Below are 23,278 nucleotides of genomic sequence, written 5' to 3' on the forward strand. Positions count from 1 at the left end.
GATGATAAGAAGCTGAGGCAGCAGATGCAAATGGCTATTTGATGGCGCCGGATGAAACTTCTACGCGAGGGATCAATCAATCTGCCGTAGCGAGCGTATTCGTTATCGAGTCGGTCGCGACTCGCTCTTTTGATCCGGGTACTGAACATGATCGCTCGCTGGCGCTGGCTATTTCATCAAATCACCAAACGACTGTGGTTCCGGGCAAGCCTGTTCTCTTTACTCGGCATAGCGACGGCGCTGCTGGCAGTGGTCTTCAACGACTTCATTCCTGCGTCACTGCCCGCCCGCATCGGCGCCGATGCCGTCGACAAGATCTTGGGCATCATTGCGTCCAGCATGTTGGCCGTGACCACTTTTTCATTGAGCACCATGGTGACCGCGTACGGTGCCGCGAGCACCGGCGTGACACCCCGCGCCACCACGCTGGTGATGGAAGACACCACCACGCAGAATGCCCTGGCGACTTTTATCGGTTCTTTCCTGTTCAGCCTGGTGGGCATCATCGCGCTGAGCACGGGCGCATACGGCACGCAAGGTCGAGTGCTGCTGTTTGCCGTGACCATCGCGGTGGTGATTCTGATCGTCTACACCCTGCTGCGCTGGATCGATCACCTGTCCAGGCTCGGACGCGTCGGTGAAACCATCGACCGGGTCGAGACCGCGGCAATCTTAGCCATCGAGCATCGTGTGCAATGGCCGTTCCTGGGAGGTGTTGCCTATCCCGCCGATCTCCGGCTGCCCGCTTCGGCCCAGCCAGTGATGTGCCCTTGTACCGGATACATCCAGCACGTCGACGTCAGTGCACTGGGTCTCATCACCGAGACGCACAACATCCGGATCTACGTCGACGTGGTGCCTGGAAGTTTCGTGCATCAGGACATGCCGCTGGCGTACTGCGTCCCAATGAACTCAGGGCCCCTCGAAGCGCCAGAGGCGATCGCCGAAAAGATCATGGCGACCCTGAGCATCGGCGTTCGACGCACGTTCGAGCACGACCCCAGGTTCGGGCTGTCGGTATTGTCGGAAATCGCATCACGGGCCTTGTCCCCGGCAGTCAACGACCCGGGCACAGCGATTGACGTGATTGGCCGCGGCGTCAGGACTTTGACCGCGTGGGGCAAGTCACGGCTGCCCGTGCGGGACATCGAGCCTGCGTGCGAACAGGTGTATATCCGCGGCCTGGAGGTAGATGACCTGTTCGACGACTTCTTCGCCCCCATCAGCCGCGATGGCGCCGGCCTGATCGAGGTGAATCTGCGCCTGCTCAAAGCGCTCATCACGCTCGCCGGAATCAACCCCGAAAGGTTCCGGGGAGCCTGCGCCCGCCAGGCCGACCTTTTGCTCAAACGATCAGATGCCCTCCTGGTGCTACAGGAAGAGAAAGACAGGCTCGTCGAACTGAGCCGGACTCTGTAAAACTTGTTACTCAGCCTTCCTGGGCGGCGTGGTCTTCGTCTCCGCCGCCTGCAGAAATCCTTTCGCCAGTTGCTGGTAAAGCTCCGGCCCCATTCTGGAGCTGACGGCCTTGGCGATCAGGGCCACCGCCATCAGGCTGATGACCAGGCCGTGACTGTCGATCATTTCCATGACGATGATCGCCGAGGTGATCGGCGACTGGGTGACCGCAGCTAGAAAGCCGACCATGCACAGCGCGATGATGGGCTGGGCAGCCAGATGAAAGAAATCGGCGACGTTGCTACCCACCGCAGCGCCAACCGCCAGCGACGGCGCGAAAATACCGCCCGGAATACCGGAAAAATAGGTGACCACGGTGGCCAGAAACCGCGTGATCGGCGCATGCCACGGCAGCCCGATATCGGAGGCTATGACTTGTGAAGTGATGCCGTAACCACTGCCAAATGACATCCCCCCGCTGATCCAGCCGAGTATCGCGACGATCAACCCGCAGATACCGGCGAACCAGACTGGGTGAGCGCGGCGCCATTCCCAGAGCACGAACCGGCTATGGCGCTGTGGCCACAGGAGCATGCGGCTGAACAACCCTCCGAGCAGGCCGCAACCGATGCCGATCGCAAGGGCTGGAGCGACGATATCGAGGCTGACGCCCTGCACATCGAAGTGACCGAAATAGTTGTAATTGCCCTGCAAAGCGATGGCGACCATCCCTGAAAGAATGATGGTGCTGAGCAAGACCCCGCTGGTGCGGGTTTCCAGTTTGCGTCCCAACTCCTCCACCGCGAAGGCAATCCCCGCCAGCGGTGTGTTGAACGCAGCCGCGATACCCGCTGCACCGCCTGCCAGGATCAAGTCTTCGGCCCGCACGATGCGCGCGTTGGGCAGAAACCGATGGAAGAAGTGCATGATCGACGCCGCGACCTGTACCGAAGGGCCTTCACGCCCCGCCGAGAAACCACCCGTCAGCGCCAGCGTACCGAGGCAGATCTTGCCGAAGGCGATACGCAGGGACACCAGTTTGTCGATGGCCTTGCCCTGATGCACCAGGCGCGTCGCGGCAATGACCTGCGGAATACCGCTGCCTTGCGAGCCGGCAAAGAAGCGCGTGGTGAGCCAGACCACCAGCATGCCGACCAGCGGGGTATAAATGAACGGCAACCAGGGCCGGTCGGCGGTCTGCTGGGCGAATTGCGCCAGGGCCATATCCGCCAGCCGGGCAAACATCACCACCAACAGCCCGGCAACGGTGGCAGCAGCCCACAACGTGACGCGAGTGCGCCAACGCATGGAAGCGAAACGACGACGGAGCAGTGTTATCGGTTTGATCACCCGAGGGAGTTCCCGTTGCAGTACGACACGATGTTGACGGCAAGACTAACCAAATTGGTCGCAACCTCCAAATAGCTCTATATCGAGGCTGACCAAGCGCTTTGCGGCAAAACCTTACACGTTTATCACCTGTGCGACATATCAATTCACAGATTAGCTATCAACTCGCCACCTTCTGCCCAACTATCTACTACATTGGAATAACTCTGCATAAAGCCATAACAAGACGGAGAGTCCCCTCATGCGAGTAAACACCCGCTTTACCCTGCTGGCCGCTGCGGCCGCACTGGCAGTTACCACCGCAGCACAGGCAGCGCCTGTATTCATCAACATCCTGACCGGCGGCACCAGCGGGGTCTATTACCCGATTGGCGTGGGGCTGTCGCAGATTTACAGCGACGGCATTCCGGGGTCCAAGACGTCGGTTCAGGCCACCAAGGCCTCAGTGGAGAACCTCAACCTGCTGCAAGCGGGTCGCGGTGAGCTCGCGCTGGCACTGGGCGACTCCGTGGCCGATGCCAAAAACGGTGTCGAGGACGCAGGCTTCAAGGCACCGTTGACCAAACTGCGGGCCATTGGCGGCGCCTATCCCAATTACATCCAGATCGTCGCCAGCAAAGAATCGGGGATCAAGACCCTGGCTGACCTCAAGGGCAAGACCATTTCCGTCGGAGCACCCAAATCCGGCACCGAGCTGAACGCACGGGCGATTTTCAAGGCAGCAGGTTTGACCTATGAGGACATGGGCAAGGTGCAATACCTGCCGTTCGCCGAGTCGGTGGAGCTGATCAAGAATCGGCAACTGGACGCGACGCTGCAATCGTCGGGGCTTGGCATGGCGGCCATTCGTGACCTGTCATCGGTGATGCCACTCAATTACGTGTCGATTCCCACTGACGTCGTCGCCAAGATCGGTAATCCGGCCTATCAAAGCGCGATGATCCCCGCCAACACCTATGACGGCCAACCGGAAGCGGTGCCCACGGTGGCGATCACCAACATCCTCGTCACCCGGGCAGACGTCCCGGATGAGGTGGCGTACGAGATGACCAAACTGATGTTCGACAACCTCACCCGCCTGGGTAATTCGCATTCGGCGGCCAAGGACATCAAGCTTGAAACGGCAGCCAAGAACCTGCCGATCCCGCTGCACCCCGGTGCCGAACGCTACTACAAGGAAAAGGGCGCGCTGTAACGAATACGGCCGTGGTGTCGTCCCCGACACCGCGGCCTGTTTACGTCCTTTTTTCGATGTGGTCATGAGGCAGGCAGCCAATGAGTGAAGATCAGCACGGCATCCCCGCGAACCCCCGGGACTGGCCAAGAACACTGTTTTACGTGGCGTTGGCGTTTTCGATCTTTCAGATCGTGACCGCTGCGTTTTCTCCGATTTCAAGCCAGGTGCTGCGCGCCGTGCACGTTGGCTTTCTGCTGTGGGTGGTGTTTCTAAGCTACCCCGCCTACGGCAAGAATCGGCCCTGGCAACCCATGGCCTGGCTGCTCAGCCTGGCGGGTATCGCCACGGCGGCGTACCAATGGGTGTTCGAAGCCGATCTGATTCAGCGCTCAGGAGACCTGAGCACCGGCGACATGCTGATCGGGCTGATCTTGATCGCGCTGGTGTTTGAAGCCGCACGCCGTGTCATGGGCATTGCGCTGCCGATCATCTGCGGGCTATTTCTGGCGTATGGCCTGTTTGGCGAATACCTGCCAGGCGAGCTTGCGCATCGCGGCTACGGCTTCGATCAGATCGTCAACCAACTGGCATTCGGCACCGAGGGGCTGTACGGCACGCCGACCTATGTCTCGGCGACCTATATCTTTCTGTTCATCCTGTTCGGCGCCTTCCTGGAACAGGCCGGGATGATCAAGCTGTTCACCGATTTCGCCATGGGCCTGTTCGGCCACAAGCTCGGCGGCCCCGCCAAAGTGGCGGTGGCCTCCTCCGCGTTGATGGGCACCATCACCGGTTCCGGGATCGCCAACGTGGTGACCACGGGCCAGTTCACCATTCCGCTGATGAAACGCTTTGGCTATCGAGCTGCGTTTGCCGGCGGGGTCGAAGCGACGTCCAGCATGGGCAGCCAGTTGATGCCCCCGGTGATGGGCGCGGTGGCGTTCATCATGGCCGAAACCATCAATGTACCCTTTGTGGAGATCGCCAAGGCGGCACTTATTCCAGCCATTCTTTACTTCGGCTCGGTGTTCTGGATGGTGCATCTGGAGGCCAAGCGCTCCAACCTCAAAGGTCTGCCCAAGGACCAATGCCCCAGCGCACTGGGCGCAGTCAAAGAAAACTGGTTCCTGCTGATTCCGTTGCTGGTATTGGTTTATCTGCTGTTCTCCGGGCGCACGCCGCTGTTTTCCGGCATGGTCGGTCTGGCCCTCACTGCTATCGTGATTCTCGGTTCGGCGATCATTCTCAGGGTGTCCAGCTTCGCCTTGCGTTGCGCCTTCTGGATAGCGCTGGGCGTGCTCTGTGTCGGGTTCTTCCAGTTGGGCATCGGGGTGATCTTCGCGGTCATCGCAGCGCTGGTGATCGCCTGCTGGTTCATCAAGGGCGGGCGTGAAACCCTGGCGATCTGCCTCCACGCGCTGGTCGATGGCGCGCGTCACGCGGTGCCGGTCGGCATCGCCTGTGCGCTGGTGGGGATCATCATCGGCGTCGTGTCGTTGACCGGGGTGGCGTCGACGTTTGCCGGGTACATTCTGGCGATCGGCCGTGACAACCTTCTGTTATCACTGGTGCTGACGATGATCACCTGCCTGGTGCTGGGCATGGGCATCCCGACAATCCCCAACTACATTATCACCAGCTCCATCGCAGCCCCTGCGCTCCTGGAGCTGGGTGTTCCGCTGATCGTCTCGCACATGTTCGTGTTCTATTTCGGCATCCTCGCCGACCTCACGCCGCCTGTCGCACTGGCCTGTTTCGCGGCGGCGCCCATCGCCAAGGAGACCGGCTTCAAGATCAGCCTCTGGGCGGTGAGGATCGCTCTGGCGGGTTTCGTCATTCCATTCATGGCGGTCTACAACCCGGCGCTGATGCTGCAAGGCGACAACCTGTGGATGACCGCCTACATGCTGATCAAGACGACTCTGGCGGTAGGATTGTGGGGTATGGCGTCGACCGGTTACCTGCAACAGAAAATGCCGTTGTGGGAACGCTTGCTCGCCTTCGCCGCAGGCGCTTTGCTGGTGGTAGCGTTGCCATTGACCGACGAAGCGGGCTTCGTGCTCGGCGCGCTGGTGATCGGCCAGCACTTCTGGCGCTCGCGTCATACGGCACTGGCCAAGGCATGATCGGACTGTGTCTGGGCCTGGCCGGTGTGGTCTGGGCCCAACTGCCCGTGTCCAGCTTTACCCTGGCGTGGAACCACACCATCGAAAAAATCCGCTGGGAAGAAGACTACCGCGTCACCGCGCAAGGCCTGCTACTGGCCGAAGCCCGCGTGCGCGGCAACGGCGCAGGGATGGAAATCCCCGATGATGCGCGGCTGGAAAACGGCAGCTGGCACTACCATCGCCACCTGCCGCCCCTGCAACCCTTGAACCTTGGGCGTACACCCGAGGCCGGCGATTACCAACTGTGTTTCGACGGCCAGTGCCACGCGATGAGTCAATGGATCGGCGACCCGAATACCAGCCAGCCAAGCGTGCAGTTGTGGTCGTGCGAACAAGGCTGACACACCTTCGCCAGGGCTTTCGGCGGCGATATGGGCGCATATGGCAGGCGCTTAAGAAGCGAGGACTGCGATTACACGCAGGCCTTCGCTGCCTGACCGAACCCGGATGTCAGCAGGCTGCGCTCGTACACGAAGACCTTGCCGCCGCCATTGGCCTTGTAAGCCTCGATCACGTTGTCGGCCGCCACTGAGCTGGGGACAACGATGCGGTAATGCCGCTGCGTCTGAGAGAGAACCGGGCCTTGCAGTCTGGGCATCACGCACGCGGTGAACTGCTCGGGGGACTTCGCGGTTTCCAGGGTCAGGGTCGGTTCGTTGGGGGCGGAGGCGCAAGCCGCCAGAAGCGAGCTGGCAATCAACAGGGCTGGGGCAAACAAATTACGCATCGGCGGATACCTGTAAAAAAATGCTGCCGGTCTGGCAGAGCTTCAATGCAGGGGCCATTTTCCAGTTCTGCCGCCGCAACAGAACTTGTAATGGGTAATGCTGACTATCGACCGCAGCGATAATGTCACGGCTCTGACACATTGGCCTGATAGCGTCCCGCCGTTGTAACGCCCGCCCTACCCTTGCTCAGGACGACATTCAAGGTGAACCCCGCCACGACCCGCAGACCGATCATCTTGCGATCCGACGCCATGCGCTCCGACGACTTCGGCGCGCTGTTTTCGCAAATGTTCGGCAATCGGTACTCCGACTCACAGCCGCTGCCGAAGAACATCGTCATCGGCGGCGTCTACGGCAGGCATGAAGGCGTGAGTTTCCGTCGAATGCACTACCACGGGGACTTCACCGTGGTGCTCCCGGACCTTCAGGAAGAAATCACCTTTGTCATCCCCACGTCGGGCAAGATCGTCTTCGATCACGCCACCGAATCGGTCGGCATGTCCCACGTGGGACTCGCCATCGACAAGGCCGATATCCGCTCAACGCGGTTTCTCGACAATCACTCCCAGCACGGCATGTCGGTCAGCCGCGGCCTGCTCACCGAACGGCTATCGACGCTGCTGCAAAGACCGATCCTGAAGAAGCTGCATTTCGAGCCGACGGTAGATCTGAAAATCCCGGCGTTTCAGGGGATCAAGGCACTGATCGACCTTGCCACCGGGACCGAATTCGATCTGCTGATCAACACCGGGACGCTGATGCCTTCTCGGCTTCGGGAAATGCTGATCGACGCGGTACTGGAAGCCTGGCCACACAACTTCAGCGAAGCGCTGCGCCGCCCCGCCGCTGCCATCGCGCCGCGTCATGTAAAAATGGCCGCCGAATTTCTGCAAGAGCATCCGGATGCGCTGGTCAGCGGTACGGATCTGGCTCGTTTGAGCAACACCAGTTTGCGGGCCTTGCAGGAAGGTTTTCGGCGGTTCATGGGTATGTCGATCATCGAGTATCAGCGCCAGGTACGCCTGCAACGGGCTCATGACCTGTTGATGCAGGGCACCCCGCCTTCGGTGACGGACGTCGCCCTAAAGCTGGGGTTCAGCAATGTCGGCAGGTTCTGTCTGTACTTCCAGAACGCATACGGCGTGAGCCCTGCGCAGGTGAGGAAGGGATTGAGGCGCTGAGCTACAGGAAACTGATCGTGCCCACGCTCCGCGTGGGCATGCATCCTGTGACGCTCCGCGTCACCAACGGCAGACGCAGAGCGTCTGGAGCTGCGTTACCACGCAGAGCGTGGGAACGATCAATCAATCTGGAATCCGCTACAGGAAACTGATCGTGCCCACGCTCCGCGTGGGCATGCATCCTGTGACGCTCTGCGTCACCAACGGCAGACGCAGAGCGTCTGGAGCTGCGTTACCACGCAGAGCGTGAGAACGATCAATCAATCTGGAATCCGCTACAGGAAACTGATCGTGCCCACGCTCCGCGTGGGCATGCATCCTGTGACGCTCCGCGTCACCAACGGCGGACGCAGAGCGTCTGGAGCTGCGTTACCACGCAAAGCGTGGGAACGATCAAACGCGAGGCCGCCCGGTTTGCATGATCAGAACAACCAACTGGCCTTCAAGCCGCCACTGAAGCCATGACTGTCCCCACCGCCATTGGCACCCACTTCTGCACCCACACTCAACGCGCCAAGGCTGGCCATGACGTTGACGACGCCGGTGAACTGATCGCGGTTGTCGAAGGCTGCGCGCTGCTCGACGTCCAGCCCAAGCAGGTGCCCTTGACTGTCGACCTGATGATCGCCCAGCACATGTTCGTAACCCACTTGCGCGCCCGGCGTCAGTTGCCAGCTGCCCAGCGCTATCGGGGTGAGTGATGCATTCAGGTTGGCGACCGCACTGCGGCGGGTTTCATTGATGCCGTCGACGTCCAGTGCCAGCTCGCTGCCCTTCTCCCTGAAGCCCGAGAGGTCCAGGTGACTGACGCGCAGGCCAAGGCCTGGTTCCAGCACCACGCTGCTCATAGGCAGGCGATAACCCAGCACCAGCGTTGCGCCCGCCAGAGTGCCATGGCTGTCGCCCTTGGGCGTGCCCAGTCCGCCGCCGATATCACGCTTGCTGTCGTAGTCGATCCAGCCGCCGCTGGCATTGGCGTCGACAAACAGGCCGCGTTCCAGGCCATCCGGTGCGAAGCGTGCGCCAAGGTTGAGGAAGGTCAGGTCGGTATCCGCCTCGCCACCCGCCGAACCGACAGTACCGCGACTGTAACCAAAGCCGACGCGACCGCTGAGTTGTTCAGAGAAGCGCTGGGTCAGGCCGATCATCATGCCCTGGCTGTGTTCGTTGCTGCTGGCGGCGTGCGACGAGCCGTCAGTGCCGAGATACCCCGCCAGCGCCGTGCTCCACAGGCGAGACTGACCGACCTTGAGGTCGGTGCCACTGGCGTAAGGCGCGGCCGCCTGTTCGATCATTGCGTCCTGACGCAGCAGATAGCTGGCAGCGTCGGCATGCAGTTGACCACCGACCGTGGCCTCCACGCCGCCGAGGGTGCCGGCATCGATGGCCGATTGCAGGTAGTAGTTGTAGGCGCTGTAGGTGCCTGACAACCCGGTGTTCTGCAACTGCTGTAACAACCCCGCTCCGGCGGCCGCGTTACCGGTCAACCCCACTTGGCCCGGCAGGCTGTTGTAGAACACCATCTTGCCGCGCAGCACGTAAATGGTCTCCTGCGACAGACCCAGACCCTGCTTGAGGTAGTTGTCCATGCTGCCGTATTCGGCGGTCACCTCATCCAGACCGGCCTGCAGATAACTGGCCTGCACGCCAAGCAACGGCCCGTAGACAGCGGCCATGCTCGCCGGCATGGCGGCAAGTGTCGCCGCCACACGGGCAGCGGTGTAGTCATTGGTCGCCAGGTAATTGTTCATGATCGTGCCGCTGTCGACACCCGCAATACTCAACAACACCGCAGCGGTCCAGCCAGTACGGTCCTTGCCGGCGGTGCAATGGAACAATGCAGCACCATCGGCAGAAGCCAGCTCATTGAACAGCGTATTGAACTGGCTGCGCATACCGGCATCGCTGACGAAGGAACGGTTCGCGCCTTCCATCATGGCAATCGCGTCGGCGGCGCTACTGACCGAAATGCTGGTGATGTTCGAAGCCGAGCTGCCGCTACCGATGATGTCGATGTTGCTGTAGGTCGCCCCCGTCAGCATCGTATCTGGCGTGGCGGCGATTTCGCTTGGGGTGCGCAGGTCGTATACGGCGGTAATGCCCAGGCCGTTCAGCGTCGCCAGATCCACCGCCGAAGGCGTCAGTGCGTTGGAACGGTAGAAAACACCGCCCCGCATCGTGCCGTCATTGGCTGTCGAATACGCGGTGGTGGTGCCCGCGATATCCCGGAAGTTATCGATACCAGTCAATCGCGGGGTATCGAGTGCGGCGGTCTCGGCGGCGTGGGCAGCGGCGATGGACAGGCTCAGAACGGACAGCGAACACAGAAGACGTTGAAACTCGATACAGCCTCATGGAAAAGCATTGGGGCTGCCCACTATCTGTGTCGAATTGAGACCGAATATTACAGTTTTCCGAGGAATGAAAATCCCTGCGCGATCTGTCCGCAGGATGCGTTATTTGTCCATGCACCCCTTGAAAACCGACCGTTCAGCACCTGCCGCAGGCTCCCAGCCAGCGCTGCCTAAGCTTGACCTGCCGGAAACGGTTTCCGGCCATAACAAGGAAGGTGCGATATGACCTCTTCAAAGCTCGGCCCATCGGTCTTTCTGCTCAGTCTGGCGTGGTGCTCCAGCGCCTCGGCTTATGAACCGCCGCCAGTGCCTGCGTCCGCCACAACGCTCGACGATCAGCAGATTCGCAGCACGATGATGAACAAGAAACTGTACGGAACCACGCGCAAAGGCGATTACCCTTACTCGATTACCTTTTCGGCAGATGGGACGGACGTGTTTCTGATGTCCGGCAGCCCGCCGGAAAAAGAAAGCTGGACGCTCACCAATGGTGTGGTCTGCGTGATACCGAAGGATTACCCGAAAGAATGCAGCCAGGTGAAGACCGCCAACAACGAGTACTGGTTCGTCGATCCCGCAACCAAAAAGGTCAACGCGCACCTGAGATTGAAGCAGTGACTTGAGGCTGTGACCGGGGCAGCGAGGTCCATTCAGGTCAGTGGCCCGGCATGCCCGGAACTCAGCGACGCAGTGCCCCGGACGACTGAAAACACTTTCGCGTTTTTTCATATCTGCGCCGCTTTCGCATTTCAGGGCGACACATCTTGAATCAAGGGTCCCGTTGATTCGCTCAGGATGATAGTTTGCGAATCTTTCTGATCGTCTGATCAGCTATTTCTCAAAAACTGCCTGCAAAGGAATGCCCCAGCAATGGACTTTTCACTCAAGAAGCTCGCTGCCGCCACTCTGGTTTTCGCCAGCCTATGTGCCTTCACTGCTCCTGCATCTGCCAACATCAGCGCCCAGCAGAGCGCGCAGATTCTAAGCACCCTCAATGACGCCTCGGTCAGCGATTTCAGGGAATTCCTGAGCCGTGTGGCCAAGAGCGATGTCGCGAAAACCGCTGACCTCTCCCCGGCCATCAATGCCTTCCTCGGCAACAAGACGTTAACGGCAGAGCAGCAGAACGAGATCCATCGCTTGCTAGGCCTGTATGCGCGGGTGAAATACGGCAGCGCGGCGACCGAAACCCTGCGCGAGCTGGTGGAGATCCCGACGGTTCGCGTGGACGGCGTGGCCCAGCATGAGAACCCTCAGTTCATCAAGATCGGCGAGAAGATCAAAAGCCTTGCGCAGTCGTTCAATCTGAACTTCCGCAACATCGACAACCGCGTGTACGAGATCTCGCTGGAAGGCAGCGGCAAGGAACTGGTCGGCATCCATGCTCACGCCGATGTGGTGCCCGTGACGCCGGAAAACTGGGTGCTGGAGGATGGCACCCGACTGGACCCGTTCAAGGTTACGCTGATTGGCGACCGCATGTACGGTCGCGGCACCGAGGATGACAAGAACGGCATCGTGGTGGCGCTGTACGCCATGAAAGTGATCAAGGAGGAGAAGCTGCCGCTGGCCAGAAACTTCAAGCTGCTGATCGACACCACCGAGGAAACCGCCGGTGACGCGATCCCCTACTACTTCGAGCGCAACCCGACCCCGGAATACAATCTCGCGCTGGATGGCAGCTACCCGGTGGTGATCGCCGAAAAGGGCTACGGCACGGTCATGGCCAGGTTCCCGCGACGTCAGGCTGAAGGCACGGGCGCGGAAATCATCTCGATGACCGGCGGCATGGCCACCAACCAGATTCCCTCGCGTTCGGTCGCCATCCTCGTCACAGACAAACCCGCCGAACTGGCGGCCTCGCTGCAAAAAGCCGGGGCCGAGTATGCGCAGCACAATGGCGGCGACTTCAAGATCAGCGCCACGGTCGACGGCAAAAACGTCAACCTCACCGTGACCGGCGTTTCCGCCCACTCATCCGAGCCGGAGTCTGGGGTCAACCCGGTGGCCCGGATGCTGGACTTCATCAACAGCCTGGACGGCAAGGTCGCGCTCAAGCACAACCCGATCACCGACGCCGCTCGTTACGCCTCGGACAACTGGGGGCTGGATTACCTGGGCAGCAAACTGGGCGTCGGCTTTGCCGATGAGTTCATGGGCCCGCTGACGGCCTCGCTGACCTACGTGGCCATGGACGACAAAGCCTTCAAACTCGCGGTCAACCTGCGTGTACCCAAGGGTAAATCCCCCGAAACACTCAAATCGGAAATCGCCGGCAAGCTCGATGCCTGGACGCAGAAGAGCCACATCAAACCTGCGTTCGACTACTCCATCGCCGAGCCGATGTACCGCAACCCCGAAGGTGAATGGGTCAAGTCGCTGCTCGCGGTCGCCACCGAAAACCTCGGTATGGAACACAAGTTCGGCACCTCCGCCGGCGCGACCTCGGTCCACGAACTGCCTAACGGCGTCCAGTTCGGCCTGGCCAAGCCCGACGTCAAATACACCGGCCACACCGACAGCGAATTCAAGACCACCGAGCAATTCCTGATGGATCTGCAGATCGTCACCGAAATGATGGGACGCATCGGCCAACTGCCAAAACTCTGACCGCCCTGCCCGGACCCGCCAGTGTGGCGGGTTCGGTTTATCTGCGCCAGATACCGCGTGTTTCACACCGTGGAAGTTATTTTCCTGAACCTGAAACGGCTCGCGTCCCGCAGGAGAGGTTGGAAGTGATCCACGCCCCTGTGACGACGTAACCCTTCAGTTGAGCTAACTGCGCTATGTTCGCCAGCGCACAGACGAACCCACCTGCAAATGGACACACTGACGCTGGAAAGCTACGTCCTATAAGGCGCTGCTCGGCGCTGGCGCGCGACGCCTGCGCACTCTCAAAACGCGCGCAATCACTACGGTGCGTTTCAGGCTCAGGACCTTATGAACAGCATATGGACACGCGTACGGAGGGTGGTTGCTCGCTCGTCCGGGCTTTACCGAACCGGTTCGTTTTCCCAACCCCGATTCGAATATGAGCCGATTCTGCGCTCTGAGCTGTTCAGCGCCGATCAGATGGCCAGCCACGGCATCGCTCTGGCCGGGCAGCATCAGCTGACGGCCCTGTCCGCTCGGGATTCGATGCTGAGCAGGCTGGACGACAACGAGGCGCTGCTCAAGCTCAGCTGCACGGCACTCACCGAGGCGCAGCTGTCCAGCCGCCGTGTCACCCCGGCCGCCGAGTGGCTGTTGGACAATTATTTCCTGATCGAAGACCACATCCGCACCGCCAGAACTCACCTGCCCAAGGGCTATAGCCGTGAGCTGCCGCGCCTGATCAACGGCCCGTCGGCAGGGCTGCCCCGGGTCTACGACATTGCGCTGGAGACCATTTCCCATGGCGACGGGCGCGTCGACGAACAGAGTCTGAGCAGCTTCATCCTTTCCTACCAGACGGTGATGCCGCTGGCGCTCGGCGAGCTGTGGGCGATCCCGATCATGTTGCGGCTGGCGTTGATCGAAAACCTGCGAAGGGTGGCGTCACGGGTGATGGCCAACGCCGATGATCGCAACCTGGCCGATGATTGGGCCGAGCGTCTGATCGAGACCTCTGAGCGGGATATCAAAAGCGTCGTGCTGACAGTGGCCGACATGGCCCGCTCCACCCCGCCGATGACCGCCGCGTTCGTGGCCGAATTCACCCGCCGCTTGCAGGGCCAGAGTGCAGCGCTTGCGTTGCCCCTCAACTGGATAGAGCAGATGCTCGGCGAAACCGGCTCCAGCACCGAGCGCCAGGTTCAACTCGACGCACAGCAACAGGCCGCCGATCAGGTTTCCATCAGCAACAGTATTGGCAGCCTGAGGCTGCTGTCCGCCACCGACTGGCGCGAGTTAGTCGAGTCGATGAGCCACGTCGAACAGATCCTCAGTGAAGACCCGGCAGCAGTCTATCGAACGATGGATTTCGGCACCCGAGACAGTTATCGGCACGTGGTCGAGCGTCTGGCGCGGCGCAGCCCGCAGCAGTCGGAAATCCAGGTAGCGCGGCTTGCGATCAACCTCGCCACTGCCCAGACCGCCACGGCCTCCTGCGAGCTGCTGGCGCATCATGTCGGGTATTACCTGATCGGCGCCGGGCTGCCCGCGCTGGAGCAGCGCCTCAAAGCTCGGGTCCCAATTCATGAGCGATGGAAACGCCTGCTGCAACGCTCCCCCCTGATGTTTTACCTGGCGCCGGTGTCGCTGCTGACATTCATATTCGCCTGGCCATTGATGGCGTCCGCACACCGCGACTCCATGCCGGATCTGGCACTGCTGGTGCTGGCGGTACCCTGCCTGATCATGACCAGCCGCCTGGCGATCAGCCTGATCAATTGGCTGGTCACCTTCAGCCTGTTGCCGTCGGTCCTGCCGAAAATGGACTACGACCACGGATGCCGGACACCGTGACGACGTCGAGCGGGTTCGCGGTCTCGCCGGTGAACGACTCGAAAACCTGGATCGGCTGGCCGCACTGGCGAATTCGATGGCGCAGATGGATTTCTCGCTGCTGTACGACAGCCAGCGCGACCTGTTCGTCATCGGCTACAACGCCGAGGAACGTCGTCTCGACAGCGGCTATTACGACCTGCTGGCGTCTGAAGTGCGGCTGACCAACTTCGTGGTCATCTCCCAGGGTCAAATCCCCCAACGTGCGTGGTTCACCCTCGGCAGGTTGCTGGGGGAAAACGCCGGGGTGCCGACGCTGCTTTCCTGGTCCGGCTCGATGTTCGAATACCTGATGCCCATGCTGGTGATGCCCAACTACGACGGCAGCCTGCTGGACCAGACCTGCCGCGCGGCCGTGGCGGTGCAGATCGAACACGGCAACGCCCTGGGCATTCCGTGGGGCGTGTCAGAGTCGGGGTATTACACCCTCGATGCGCATTTCAATTATCAATATCGCGCGTTCGGGGTTCAGGGTCTGGGTCTCAAACGCGGGCTGAGCGACGACGTGGTGATCGCCCCCTACGCCAGCGCACTGGCCTTGATGATTGACGCCGACGCGGCCTGCAAGAACCTGCAACGTCTGGCCTTGCAAGGCTCATCGGGGCGCTTCGGCCTGTATGAAGCGGTGGATTACACCGAAGCGCGCTTGCCACGGGGACAGCCGTTCGCGGTGGTGCAGTCGTTCATGGCCCACCATCAGGGCATGAGCCTGCTGGCCTTGACCAGCCTGTTGCTCGATCAGCCCATGCAGCGACGCTTCGAGACTGACCCGGTATTGCAATCGGCGCTGCTCTTGCTACAGGAGCGCGTGCCCAAGGCCGCTGCGCCGTATCTGCAGACCGCGCAATCGCCGGTGCGTGGCGATGCCGGTCAGGATCCGGGCCTCCGAGTATTTGCCGATCCAGGCCGCAAACGCCCGGCCGTGCAGCTGCTGTCCAACGGTCGCTACCACGTGATGTTGACCAGCGGCGGCGGTTACAGTCGCCGCAACGACATGGCGGTCACCCGTTGGCAGGAAGACACGACCCAGGATAACTGGGGCATGTTCTGCTATCTGCGCGATGTCGAGAGCGCGACGGTCTGGTCAGCTGCGCATCAACCCACGCTGCATCAACCTGAAAGCCACGAAGCCATTTTCAGCGACTCTCGCGCCGAGTTCAGGGCACGCAATCTGGATTTCGACACCCACCTGGAAATTGTCGTGTCGCCCGAGGACGACATCGAGTTGCGCCGCTTGCACGTCACCAACCGCGCGTCGTCGACCAAGGCGCTGGAGATCACCACCTACGCTGAAGTGGTGCTGACCTCGCCGAGCAACGACGCCATGCACCCGGCCTTCAGCAAGCTTTTCGTGCAGACCGAACTGTTGCCATCGTACTCCTCATTCCCAGACGCTGAGCTTTGAGCACGCCGTCGATGAATAGCGATTGAACCCCAGTGCGCGGGCGCAGGGGAGTAACCTGACCCGGTACGCCTCTCCTTCACCACGGTGCTTCGCCATGCATGCCCCACCCCAACCCAGCCACAATCATCTGCTAGCAGCGCTTCCGGCCGACGACCTCAAGCGCCTTGCCCCGCATCTGGAGCAGGTGTCCCTGGCGTTGGGCGACGTGCTCTATGAGCCGGGCGACACGTTGCGGCATGTGTATTTTCCGACCGATGCGATCATGTCCCTGTTACACGTCACGGAAAACGGCTCGTCCGCCGAAATCGCCGTGGTCGGAAACGAGGGCCTGATCGGCATCGCGCTGTTCATGGGCGACGAAAGCACCTCCAGTCGTGCGGTGGTGCAAAGCGCCGGTTTCGCCTTCCGTCTGCCGGGTGAGAAGTTGAAAAAGGAGTTCAACCGCCATGGCGATCTGCTGCTGCTGATGTTGCGTTACACCCAGGCGCTGATCACCCAGATGTCACAGACCGCCCTCTGCAACCGCCACCACTCCATCGATCAGCAATTGTGCCGCTGGCTGCTGCTGTCGCTGGACCGGTTGCACGGCAACCACCTGAACATGACCCAGGAATTGATCGCCAACATGCTCGGGGTGCGGCGCGAAGGCGTGACCGAAGCGGCGGGCAAACTCCAGCGCCAGGGCGTCATCGAATACAGCCGCGGCCAGATCACCGTGCTGGATCGTCCACGCCTCGAACGCTTGAGTTGCGAGTGCTATCTGGTGGTCAAGACTGAAACCGATCGCCTGCTGCACTACACGCGGCGTCAGGACGAATAGGGTTTACCCGGCGCACTCTCGACAATTGCCGACAGACGTAGGGTCACTACCTGCGAATCTTGCGAAATTAACCTGCAAAGCCGGCATATCGCAGGCTGCCGCCCGGCATTTCGTCCGCCCATAATGGCCTCACAACAACAAACGGGGTTCACCCTGAGGCCAGCAAGCGATGTACAAAGACCATATTGTCAAAGCTCGTTTCACCGACAGCGTCGTGATGATGGGCGCCATCGCCGCAGTCATTTTCAGCATCACGCTGATCTGCGGCGTCGGAGACAGTCGACTTTCAAACCTGATGGGCCCCATCGTTCTTGATCTGCAGTCACCGCTGGCGCGCAACCTGGCGGTGGGTGGCACCTTCACCTTGACGGCCATGCTGAACCTGTTTCTGCTGGGTCGCTTCCCGTTACGGGCTCAGATCATCACGGTCTGGTTCGAACTGCTCGTTCTGTTCCTGCTGTTCTTCGATACGTTCAACCTCTCCTATAGCTTCATCGCGACCAAAGTCGGTTTCATGATCACCCAAGGGGTGTTCACCACGGTCTACGTGTCCGCCATTTCCATTGCCATCGCGTTCGTCCTGGCGTTGCTGGGCGCGACAGCGCGTTTGTCTTCCAACGGCTTCGCGATTGCCATCGCCAGCTTCTACACCTCCTTTTTTCGCGGCGTGCCGCTGCTCATCCAGATCTACCTGATTTACCTGGGCATCCCGCAACTCGGCTATGTGGTCGGGGCCGTCCCGGCAGGGATTCTGGCGCTCTCGCTGTGTTACGGCGCCTACATGACGGAGATCTTCCGGGCAGGGATCAGCAGTATCTCGCGCGGCCAGTGGGAGGCGTCGCGGGCGATTGGTTTGACGCCCTTTCAGACAATGACGCGGGTCATCCTTCCCCAGTCCATGCGACTGATCATCCCGCCGACTGGAAACCAGTTCATCTCGATGCTCAAGGACAGCTCGCTGGTGTCCGTGATCGGCGTCTGGGAACTGATGTTCCTGGCACGAACTCAAGGCCGCGCCGAATTCCGTCACCTGGAAATGCTCATCACCGCTGCCGTGCTGTATTGGCTCTTGTCCATCGTGCTGGAAACCGTTCAGGCACGCCTGGAAAAACACTTCAACCGCGCCCACCGCTGACAGGAACACGACGATGAATCAGCTTTCAGGTTCAGCAGCCTCGGCTTCGTATCCGGCCGTTTCGATTCAGGCGATGCACAAATGGTATGGCGACTTTCACGTGCTCAAGGGCATCGACCTGCATATCGCGGCCGGCGAAATCGTGGTCGTCTGCGGGCCGTCAGGCAGCGGCAAATCCACGCTGATTCGCTGCCTCAATCTGCTGGAAGATTTTCAGCAGGGCCACGTGTTCATCGACGGTGTCGAGTTGACCCGTGATGCCCTCTGCGTAGCGGGCATCCGACGGCAGATCGGCATGGTGTTTCAACAGTTCAACCTGTTCCCGCACATGACCGTCCTGGAAAACCTCATGCTCGGGCCTCGGCTGGTGAGCAGGCTCAGTGAGTCGAAGGCCCGCGAACTGGCTTACGAGTACCTCGACCGCGTGCGAATCAGGAATCAGGCCGACAAATACCCCGGCCAGCTCTCCGGCGGACAGCAACAGCGCGTGGCCATCGCTCGCGCCCTGTGCATGCGCCCTCGCATCATGCTGTTCGACGAACCCACGTCGGCCCTCGACCCCGAGATGGTCAAGGAGGTGCTGGATGTCATGGGTGAACTGGCGCACGACGGCATCACCATGGTCTGCGTGACCCACGAGATGGGTTTCGCCCGGCGGGTGGCCGATCGAATCATCTTCATGGATCAGGGCTGCATCATCGAGCAGGCCAGGCCCAACGACTTTTTCGACAACCCGCAACACGAACGTGCCCGGGAGTTCTTGTCGCAGATTCTCAGTCACTGAGATGCATCGCCGTACCTTCCAGCGTCAACGATAAAAACAAAAACCAATCAGGACATCCGGAGCTTACCCATGATCCCCTTCACGCGCTTGTTTGCCACCGCTGTCGCCACTGCCCTCACCCTCGCCACGGGAGCGGCCTGGGCAGGCGCCACCCTTGATCGTATCCATGAGACGAAAGTGATCAAGGTGGCCACTGCCGCCAACTGGCCCCCGCAATCGTTCCTGGGGCCAGACAATAAACTGCAAGGATTCGACATCGACGTGGCGAACGAAATCGGCAAGCGTCTGGGCAGCAAGACCGAGTTCGTGACGCCGGAGTACGGGATCATCACTGCAGGGCGCTGGTCGAAACGCTGGGACTTGTCGGTCGGTTCCATGACCCCTACGACCGAACGCGCCCGAGTGCTGGATTTCCCCGCCATCTATTACTACACCCCGTATGTCTTTGCGGTGCATAAAGACGCCGCCGGCACTAAACCTGAGGACCTGAACGGCAAGACCATCGGCGTCGAGGCCGGTACGACTTCGGAGGATTACATCAACCGTCGTCTCAAGATCGACGCGGCGGACGTCCCTGCCTTCACCTACGACGTGACGCCGGGTCAGGTGCAGACCTATGGCGACAGCATGGGCCCGCTGGACGATCTGCGCATGGGTAACGGCGTCAGGCTGAACGCCACGTTGTCCGCGCTGCCGACCATTGTCGCAGCGGTCAAGAATGGCTACCCCATCGTGAGGGTGGAAGGTAAGCCGGCCTACTACGAACCTCTTGCCATCGCAGTGGATAAAGGCGATGAGGCGTTCGACAGCGCGCTGACGAAAATCGTCGCCGACATGAAAGCCGACGGCACGCTGAAGCAGCTCTCGGAAAAATGGTACGGCGCCGACCTCACCCAGGTTCAGTAAACCCACCCCTGTACTGCAGACGCCCGTCCCCGACGCGGCGTTCTGCATACCTGCGCCCTCGGAAAAGGACAACGGTTTCGATGTTCACCTACAACAACAACTACTACACAGCGACGATGCAGCAGACGACGCAGCGGCTCCCGCTTTCCGGCAAGGTTCGCGCGGATGTCTGCATCGTCGGCGCCGGGCTCGCAGGGTTGAGCACTGCCTGGGAGCTGCTCTCGCGGGGAAAGTCCGTTGTGTTGCTCGAGGCGGGACGAGTGGCCTGGGGCGCATCGGGCCGTAACGGCGGATTCGTGCTTCAGGGCTGGTCCGAAGGCTTGTCCGCCATCGAACGACGCTGCGGAAAACCCACCGCAGCCGCGCTGTTCAAACTGTCGCTGGAGGGAGTCGACATCGTGCGCGACACCATTGTCCGTCATGGGTTGCCAGGCTGCGCAACGACGCCCGGCAAGTTGAGCGTGATTCGCTATGACGATGCCGATAATCTCAGGCGATTACGCGACAAGATGGCGAAGGATTTCGACTTTCACCTGGATTATCTGGATCGCCACGCGGTGCGCGACAAGCTCAAAACCGACCTCTATTTCCAGGCGCTGCGCGACAACCACGGCTTTCACTTCCATCCCTTGAACTACTGCCTCGGCCTGGCCGGGCTGATCGAACGCAGTGGCGGCAAGATCCATGAACAATCCCCGATGGTGCGGGTCGAGCGTCGAGACGCGGGCCATCGGGTAGTCACTCATTCGGGAACCGTCGACTGCCGGGATGTGGTGTATTGCTGTGGCGGCTATGGAGGCCCTGAGTTCGGCCCTCTGCGCCGAGCCTTCCTGCCCATCGCAACGTACGCTGTGCTGACTGAACGCCTGGGTTCACGGCTGGCACAAGCGGTGAATACCACCGACGCTGTGGGCGACAATCGTCGCGCCTCCGACTACTACCGAATCGTCGACGGCGACCGCCTGCTCTGGGGTGGGCGCATCACCACCAAAAACCTGCAGGACGAGAAGCGCCTGGGAGAATTGCTGACCGCCGACATCCTCGATGTCTACCCACAGCTGCGGGGTGTGAGGATCGAAAAAGCCTGGTCCGGCCTGATGGGATATGCCCGGCACAAAATGCCCCACATCGCGCCGCTCGGAACCGGGCTGTGGGCTTGTGCATCGTTTGGCGGCCATGGTATGAACACCGCGCCTATTGGCGGACGTGTGATCGCAGAAGCCATTTGCGGCGAAACCGATCGCTACCGCCTGTTCGATGCCTACGGCCTGGAATGGAACGGCGGCCCCCTCGGGCCTGCTGCAGCGCAGACGGTCTACGCTGGCCTCAAGATCATGGACTTCTTCCAGGAAACACGTTCCCAGCGCAAGGCCGCGTCACCCCACTGAATCAGAACCAGGTCAAGGTAGCGTCCATGGAAGCACAGAAGCCCGGCCCGTTGTTCAACCTGACCGACAAAGACAGGCAACTGCTTAGCCTGCTTCAAGCCAACGCCCGCGAAGCCACGGCGTCGCTGGCCCGCAAACTCGGCGTGTCGCGTTCCTCGGTGCAGGAGCGCATCGCTCGGCTGGAAAAGGCTGGCGTCATCACCGGGTACAGCGTGCGTATCGATCAGGACCGGCTGCAACAGACCATCAATTGCTTCACGATGACCTCCTGCACGAACAAGAGCTACACCGACGTCATGACCGCCCTGCGCAAGATGGACGCGGTGCAGGCGGTATACGCCGTTTCCGGCGAATCCGATTTCATCATCCACTTGGCCACCTCGACCTTGAGCGAACTCAATGCCGAGCTCACGCGAATCAACACAATCAAGGGTGTCGCCCACACCTCATCCCATATCGTGATGGAGACCAAATTCAGCCGAAAGCTGAGCTGAGCGCGGAGATAGGCATCGGCACTGGCAACAAGAAGTGCGTTGCCAACATGATGGGAATCGGATTCCAAATAAGGCCACGTCAAGGCGCTGAGCATGAAAACCTCCTTGTCTCCTGCTGAGCGCTTGCAACGGATCTATTTATCACTTTGGGCATTGCGCCTCGAAACATAGATACCCACGTTAGTTAGTATTCAGCGCATGGAAGAAAAACCAGTCACGAGAAGATCAAGAAAGAAGAAGAGGTTAAATGCATGCCTCGGCTTTGGTAAATCAACTCAAATGAATGATTTGCGTCAACTAATGCAGTTCCCACACGTCAGTATCTGCGCAGTGCATCAAACGATAAGCTGACGATCATGCCGAACTCGCCTAGTATTGGCGCGGAAATTTGAACAGCAGGACCGACGTCGTCTAACAACAGACTAGGCGCAAGCCTGATAACAGCCTCTGAATATAATTCCAAGACAGGAGTGCGCAATGCGCCAATCCGAGCAGCTTTTTTCTTACTGGTGGAATACCTCAGGGCCGTGGGTCGAGGAGCCAAATGTGCGGCGCAGCGGCACCAGTGGCGTGCAGCGCGTCATGCATGACGGCAGCACTGTGTATGTAAAGCGTCAGACCGGGCATCTGTTTCGCAGCCTGAAATACCCGTTGGGGCGTCCCACAGCCATGCGCGAAGGCCGCGCGCTCTCGAAGTTGCTGCAGTTGGGCGTCAACGCACCTCAGCCAATATTCTATGGTGCGCAGAAGATCAAAGGTCTCTGGCACGGCATCCTGGTCACCAAGGACCTAAACGGATTCCAGGACCTGGACACGTGGTATGACCAAGGTGCACGGGCCCAGCTCACCTCGAACGAGCACGACAAGGTCCTTGAAAAACTCGCGTCGCTGTTGGCGCGAATGCACCTCGGCCGCTGGCAGCACGGCTGCATGCGCTCCAAGCACATCTTTATAAAAGTGAACACGACGTCGAACGGTCCCGAGTTCGACCTCGCCCTGCTCGATCTCGAAAAGTCCCACGGCCGGGCAAGCTCCCTGCGGGCAGCACGACACGACATCGCACAGCTCAAACGCCACTCTTACTGGAGCGAATCGGAGTGGCAATATTTTTTGAGTCATTATGAAAAGAGTCTGGGGCGAACCATCGCTGCACAGCCGGGCTGTTCTTGACGACGCCTGCCCCGGATCAATGGCGCTGCAGGGCGCCACGCCGCGAAGCCTTTCGCCGCTGATGGAACCCCGACGCCGGCTCGATGCTCTACGTTAAGAGAGGATCAATCAGCCGGGGCCAAATATGTCGTTCGAAACCATCGCCGTTGTCAAAGAAGCCCACACCGCCCAGGAAGCTAACCAGCTACTCGATCAGGGGTGGCGCTTGCTGGGGTTTGTGGCGAGCACCAAGGACGGTGGCGTGACTTATGTTCTGGGCAAGCCCAAGACGCGAGCGACCCTCCCGGAAGACCGCCCCGCAGCGACCGGTTGAGTGGCGTTACTCGTCGGGGCAT

The 23,278-nt window shown here is 60.4% G+C and carries 18 protein-coding genes and 1 pseudogene; 16 read left to right on the top strand and 3 right to left on the bottom strand.

The features are described from left to right. Window positions 1-147 precede the first annotated feature (147 nt). Window positions 148-1,419, top strand: coding sequence for a DUF2254 domain-containing protein (locus BWR59_RS14290; RefSeq protein WP_081566284.1), 1,272 nt, complete (start codon window positions 148-150; stop codon window positions 1,417-1,419). Between the two features lie 6 nt (window positions 1,420-1,425). Here the strand turns inward: BWR59_RS14290 and BWR59_RS14295 are convergent, their stop codons facing one another. Continuing rightward, complete coding sequence (locus BWR59_RS14295) at window positions 1,426-2,748, bottom strand: chloride channel protein (RefSeq protein ID WP_081566285.1); 1,323 nt, start codon at window positions 2,746-2,748, stop codon at window positions 1,426-1,428. Window positions 2,749-2,989: 241 nt separating this feature from the next. Here BWR59_RS14295 and BWR59_RS14300 point away from each other — a divergent pair, with 241 nt between their 5' ends. The 3 genes from BWR59_RS14300 (at window position 2,990) to BWR59_RS14310 (ending at window position 6,434) form a co-directional block, all read left to right on the top strand. After that, complete coding sequence (locus BWR59_RS14300; RefSeq protein WP_081566286.1) at window positions 2,990-3,943, top strand: TAXI family TRAP transporter solute-binding subunit; 954 nt, start codon at window positions 2,990-2,992, stop codon at window positions 3,941-3,943. Window positions 3,944-4,023: 80 nt separating this feature from the next. Next, on the top strand, window positions 4,024-6,051 hold the full coding sequence (locus BWR59_RS14305) for a TRAP transporter permease (protein ID WP_081566287.1): 2,028 nt from the start codon (window positions 4,024-4,026) through the stop codon (window positions 6,049-6,051). After that, complete coding sequence (locus BWR59_RS14310; protein ID WP_081566288.1) at window positions 6,048-6,434, top strand: DUF1850 domain-containing protein; 387 nt, start codon at window positions 6,048-6,050, stop codon at window positions 6,432-6,434. The genes BWR59_RS14305 and BWR59_RS14310 overlap by 4 nt, the downstream gene beginning before the upstream one ends. A 71-nt stretch (window positions 6,435-6,505) precedes the next feature. On the opposite strand, the gene BWR59_RS14315 is transcribed toward BWR59_RS14310, so the two are convergent. Beyond that, window positions 6,506-6,820, bottom strand: a complete 315-nt coding sequence (locus BWR59_RS14315; RefSeq protein WP_081566289.1) for a hypothetical protein — start codon at window positions 6,818-6,820, stop codon at window positions 6,506-6,508. A gap of 204 nt (window positions 6,821-7,024) precedes the next feature. On the opposite strand from BWR59_RS14315, the gene BWR59_RS14320 reads away from it, so the two are divergent. After that, entirely contained in the window at window positions 7,025-8,002 is a 978-nt protein-coding gene (locus BWR59_RS14320) for an AraC family transcriptional regulator (RefSeq protein ID WP_081566290.1), read from the top strand. 422 nt (window positions 8,003-8,424) lie between these two features. On the opposite strand, the gene BWR59_RS14325 is transcribed toward BWR59_RS14320, so the two are convergent. Then, the gene (locus BWR59_RS14325) at window positions 8,425-10,347 is read right to left on the bottom strand and encodes a tyrosine-protein phosphatase (protein ID WP_081566291.1); all 1,923 of its coding nucleotides are present in this window, start codon (window positions 10,345-10,347) and stop codon (window positions 8,425-8,427) included. A 231-nt stretch (window positions 10,348-10,578) separates the two neighbouring features. Between BWR59_RS14325 and BWR59_RS14330 the strand changes: the two genes are divergently transcribed. The 11 genes and pseudogenes from BWR59_RS14330 to BWR59_RS14380 all read left to right on the top strand — a co-directional run bounded on the left by BWR59_RS14330 (window position 10,579) and on the right by BWR59_RS14380 (window position 23,256). After that, window positions 10,579-10,974 carry a hypothetical protein gene (locus BWR59_RS14330; RefSeq protein ID WP_081566292.1) on the top strand — a complete coding sequence of 132 codons (396 nt, stop codon included), beginning with the start codon at window positions 10,579-10,581 and terminating at the stop codon, window positions 10,972-10,974. 252 nt (window positions 10,975-11,226) lie between these two features. Next, complete coding sequence (locus BWR59_RS14335) at window positions 11,227-12,966, top strand: dipeptidase (protein WP_081566293.1); 1,740 nt, start codon at window positions 11,227-11,229, stop codon at window positions 12,964-12,966. Window positions 12,967-13,296: 330 nt separating this feature from the next. Continuing rightward, a pseudogene (locus BWR59_RS14340) lies at window positions 13,297-16,210 on the top strand (glucoamylase family protein); the annotation flags it as partial. A gap of 130 nt (window positions 16,211-16,340) precedes the next feature. Then, window positions 16,341-17,066, top strand: a complete 726-nt coding sequence (locus tag BWR59_RS14345; protein ID WP_081566294.1) for a Crp/Fnr family transcriptional regulator — start codon at window positions 16,341-16,343, stop codon at window positions 17,064-17,066. Between the two features lie 169 nt (window positions 17,067-17,235). Then, a complete protein-coding gene (locus BWR59_RS14350) occupies window positions 17,236-18,201 on the top strand; it encodes an amino acid ABC transporter permease (RefSeq protein ID WP_081566295.1) in 966 nt (321 codons plus the stop codon). Between the two features lie 13 nt (window positions 18,202-18,214). Further along, complete coding sequence (locus tag BWR59_RS14355) at window positions 18,215-18,985, top strand: amino acid ABC transporter ATP-binding protein (RefSeq protein WP_081566296.1); 771 nt, start codon at window positions 18,215-18,217, stop codon at window positions 18,983-18,985. Between the two features lie 69 nt (window positions 18,986-19,054). After that, window positions 19,055-19,891, top strand: a complete 837-nt coding sequence (locus BWR59_RS14360; protein ID WP_081566297.1) for a transporter substrate-binding domain-containing protein — start codon at window positions 19,055-19,057, stop codon at window positions 19,889-19,891. Window positions 19,892-19,971: 80 nt separating this feature from the next. Then, a complete protein-coding gene (locus BWR59_RS14365; RefSeq protein WP_081566298.1) occupies window positions 19,972-21,279 on the top strand; it encodes an FAD-binding oxidoreductase in 1,308 nt (435 codons plus the stop codon). Between the two features lie 26 nt (window positions 21,280-21,305). Further along, complete coding sequence (locus BWR59_RS14370) at window positions 21,306-21,773, top strand: Lrp/AsnC family transcriptional regulator (protein WP_081566299.1); 468 nt, start codon at window positions 21,306-21,308, stop codon at window positions 21,771-21,773. Window positions 21,774-22,250: 477 nt separating this feature from the next. Continuing rightward, a complete protein-coding gene (locus BWR59_RS14375) occupies window positions 22,251-22,943 on the top strand; it encodes a lipopolysaccharide kinase InaA family protein (RefSeq protein ID WP_081566300.1) in 693 nt (230 codons plus the stop codon). A 124-nt stretch (window positions 22,944-23,067) separates the two neighbouring features. Next, a complete protein-coding gene (locus BWR59_RS14380) occupies window positions 23,068-23,256 on the top strand; it encodes a hypothetical protein (protein WP_081566301.1) in 189 nt (62 codons plus the stop codon). The last annotated feature ends 22 nt before the right edge of the window (window positions 23,257-23,278 follow it).

The organism is Pseudomonas sp. Bc-h (genome assembly GCF_002080045.1).
Lineage (GTDB): Bacteria > Pseudomonadota > Gammaproteobacteria > Pseudomonadales > Pseudomonadaceae > Aquipseudomonas.

Bases quoted from the DNA above. Each gene is read 5' to 3' on its own strand.
- BWR59_RS14315 (WP_081566289.1), bottom strand. From the start codon at position 6,820: ATGCGTAATTTGTTTGCCCCAGCCCTGTTGATTGCCAGCTCGCTTCTG.
- BWR59_RS14305 (WP_081566287.1), top strand. From the start codon at position 4,024: ATGAGTGAAGATCAGCACGGCATCCCCGCGAACCCCCGGGACTGGCCA.
- BWR59_RS14360 (WP_081566297.1), top strand. From the start codon at position 19,055: ATGATCCCCTTCACGCGCTTGTTTGCCACCGCTGTCGCCACTGCCCTC.
- BWR59_RS14380 (WP_081566301.1), top strand. From the start codon at position 23,068: ATGTCGTTCGAAACCATCGCCGTTGTCAAAGAAGCCCACACCGCCCAG.
- BWR59_RS14350 (WP_081566295.1), top strand. From the start codon at position 17,236: ATGTACAAAGACCATATTGTCAAAGCTCGTTTCACCGACAGCGTCGTG.
- BWR59_RS14330 (WP_081566292.1), top strand. From the start codon at position 10,579: ATGACCTCTTCAAAGCTCGGCCCATCGGTCTTTCTGCTCAGTCTGGCG.
- BWR59_RS14365 (WP_081566298.1), top strand. From the start codon at position 19,972: ATGTTCACCTACAACAACAACTACTACACAGCGACGATGCAGCAGACG.
- BWR59_RS14375 (WP_081566300.1), top strand. From the start codon at position 22,251: ATGCGCCAATCCGAGCAGCTTTTTTCTTACTGGTGGAATACCTCAGGG.
- BWR59_RS14345 (WP_081566294.1), top strand. From the start codon at position 16,341: ATGCATGCCCCACCCCAACCCAGCCACAATCATCTGCTAGCAGCGCTT.
- BWR59_RS14355 (WP_081566296.1), top strand. From the start codon at position 18,215: ATGAATCAGCTTTCAGGTTCAGCAGCCTCGGCTTCGTATCCGGCCGTT.
- BWR59_RS14310 (WP_081566288.1), top strand. From the start codon at position 6,048: ATGATCGGACTGTGTCTGGGCCTGGCCGGTGTGGTCTGGGCCCAACTG.
- BWR59_RS14290 (WP_081566284.1), top strand. From the start codon at position 148: ATGATCGCTCGCTGGCGCTGGCTATTTCATCAAATCACCAAACGACTG.
- BWR59_RS14335 (WP_081566293.1), top strand. From the start codon at position 11,227: ATGGACTTTTCACTCAAGAAGCTCGCTGCCGCCACTCTGGTTTTCGCC.
- BWR59_RS14370 (WP_081566299.1), top strand. From the start codon at position 21,306: ATGGAAGCACAGAAGCCCGGCCCGTTGTTCAACCTGACCGACAAAGAC.
- BWR59_RS14300 (WP_081566286.1), top strand. From the start codon at position 2,990: ATGCGAGTAAACACCCGCTTTACCCTGCTGGCCGCTGCGGCCGCACTG.